1 protein-coding gene is annotated in these 306 nt (G+C 44.8%); it reads right to left on the bottom strand.

Annotation, left to right across the window (positions count from 1 at the left end; translation table 11 throughout):
• On the bottom strand, nucleotides 1-306 hold a 306-nt coding region (locus tag A6X21_RS25910; RefSeq protein WP_131818362.1), incomplete at both ends, for a tetratricopeptide repeat protein.

Below are 306 nucleotides of genomic sequence, written 5' to 3'. Positions count from 1 at the left end.
AAATCGCTGCACTAAAACTTTTGCTTTATCGGGTTGCTTGGCGCGAATCAGCACTTCTGCATATTTATAATTGAGCGCTCGATTTTCCGGCATGATCCGCGCTGCTGACGCTACACTTTCCAAAGCTGCATCAAGCTGGTTCTGAGCTAAATAAATATCAGTCTGGAATAAAACCTGTAAAGGATGCATCTGGTTATGCTTTTTTGCTCGATCTAAAGTGGCCTGCGCGGCCTGGAAATCACTTTGCTGTATTCGATAGGCAGTTAAGGCAAGCTGGCCTGCAAAATTATTTTGCTGGTCCATCAG

The organism is Planctopirus hydrillae (assembly GCF_001707835.1).
GTDB lineage: Bacteria > Planctomycetota > Planctomycetia > Planctomycetales > Planctomycetaceae > Planctopirus > Planctopirus hydrillae.
This window is presented reverse-complemented; position numbering and strand designations above follow the sequence as displayed.